We start from the raw sequence: 2,075 nt of genomic DNA on the forward strand, positions 1-2,075 counted from the left end.
GCTTTTTTGGCCTCGATCTCCACACGGGCATCCGCCGGGATCAGCTCTTCTGGGATGGGCACCCGCTGCAGAACCTCAATGCCGGAGTTGGTGATGGCTCGATACTTGAGGTCGCTCATGGAAATCAGGCGATCGATTCGGGTTATGCCCAGCCAATGGAGCACATCCGGCATCAACTCCTGAAACCGGATGTCTTGCACCCCTGCCACACACTCGGTACGGGCGAAGTAGGCATCAGCCCGATCCCCTCCTTCCTGGCGCTTGCGGGCGTTGTAGACCAAAAATTTGGTCACCTCCCCCAAGGCGCGGCCTTCTTTGCGCAGGTACACAATCACCCCAGCTCCACCGGCCTGGGCCGTCTTAACGCATTCCTCAATGCCATGCACCAGGTAGGGGCGGCAGGTGCAAATATCCGAGCCAAACACATCGGAACCATTGCATTCGTCGTGAACCCGCACCGCCAGGGGCAAAGCCGGGTCGGTGATGGCGGCCACTTGCCCGATGATGTACACCGTCTGGCCACCGATGGGCGGCAAAAACACCGATAGGTCTGGACGGGTCACCAATTCTGGAAACATGCCTCCCGTCTGCTCGAAGAGGGTGCGGCGCAGCAGGCTTTCGCTCACCTGCAATCGTTTGGCGATCCCCGGCAGGTACCAGACCGGCTCGATTGCGGCTTTGGTGACCACCAGGCTGCCATTGTCTTTGAGGATCCGGCCATCCACCCGTAACCGCCCTTTGTTGACCGCCTCCTGCAGTTCTGGCATGTGGATGTGGGCCTGAGTAATGGCAATAGTAGGGCGAATATCGTAGCCCTGGGCATAGAGGGGGGCAAAGACTTCCCCCACAACTGCTCCCCAGGGATCCAAAGACACAATCCGGTCTGGATCTCCCCAGCTTGGGTGAGGGCCAATCGACACCACCGGGGCAGTATGGGTTAAATCGGCGCGGTGATCCGCCTGCAAAGAGCCACTGGCCACAGCCAATGCCCGGTAAACAGCGTAGGCTCCCGCATGGGTGCCGATGACATTGCGATGGGCAAGATTGGTTAGGCTACCCACCACCGGCCCCCGCCGCAGCGGATCCAAGGCTCCCCAGCGGATCGGCTGGGCTTGCGTCCCATAAGGGGAGGGATGGGAGGTGAGAACAATGTGATGAGGACGGGAGGAAGGTTCGCTCATGGTCCTCAAATGCCTGGAAAATGGAAGAATCTGGAGAAAACAGAATTATAGGCGATCCCCAGCCGTTTCCAGAGAGCCTGACCCTTCTTTTGGGGTGCCTAGACAACGATTTTGGCCAAACCCAAGGGGCGGATCCCTGCCGGCGAAACCTCGACCCGATAGGGCAACATCTCTACCCCGACCTGCAGGGCCTCACGAAACAGACGGGCATAGCGGGGATCCCGTTCTTCGCCGGGGGCAAACTCGGTGCAATCGGCGCGATTGATCCAGTACATCAGCAGGGCACGCTGACCCTGTTGGCGCACCGCGATCAAATCTTCCAGGTGTTTTTGGCCGCGAGTGGTCACCGTATCGGGAAACAGCGCGCGGGATCCCACAGCCCAGGTGGTATTCTTCACCTCCAAATAGGCCGAGCCAGAGTCTCCTGTCAGCAGAAAGTCGATTTTGCTCCTGCCGCAGGTCACCTCCCGTTGCCGGCGAGAAAACCCTGCCAATTGAGGAAACCACCCTCGCTCCAGCCCCCAGTCCACCAGGCGATTGGGCAAGCTGGTGTTGATCCCCACCCATACCCCATCCACCTGGATCATCTCCCAGGTGTAGGCCAGTTTCCGTTTTGGCTCCGGGTGATGGGAGAGGTACACAGGTGCCCCCACCTGACAGACCCCACTCATCGGCCCCGTGTTGGGGCAATGAGCGATGATCTGTTGCCCGTTTTCCAGCTCCACATCGGCCAAAAACCGCTTGTAGCGGCTGCGCAGCACCCCTCTGTGCAAGGGGCTCGAAAAGCGGTAAGGTACCGGCCCATCCCCGCACTCCATCCCCAAAGCCTCTCCTTTCGTAGGTATTTTTTCTTTAGGATTTTGGAAATCTTCTCCGGGGATCGTCTCTCCTGCG

The 2,075-nt window shown here is 59.4% G+C and carries 2 protein-coding genes; both read right to left on the reverse strand.

Annotated features, from left to right (window positions below):
• The coding region (locus NW837_RS13685) for a GTP cyclohydrolase II (RefSeq protein ID WP_414332163.1) at nucleotides 1-1,181 on the reverse strand (1,181 nt) is incomplete at its 3' end.
• 98 nt (nucleotides 1,182-1,279) lie between these two features.
• On the reverse strand, nucleotides 1,280-1,999 hold the full coding sequence (gene sfsA / locus NW837_RS13690; RefSeq protein ID WP_414332164.1) for a DNA/RNA nuclease SfsA: 720 nt from the start codon (nucleotides 1,997-1,999) through the stop codon (nucleotides 1,280-1,282).
• Nucleotides 2,000-2,075: the final 76 nt, after the last annotated feature.

It is taken from the genome of Synechococcus sp. R6-10, from assembly GCF_047461815.1.
In the GTDB taxonomy this organism is placed as follows: Bacteria; Cyanobacteriota; Cyanobacteriia; order Thermostichales; family Thermostichaceae; genus Thermostichus.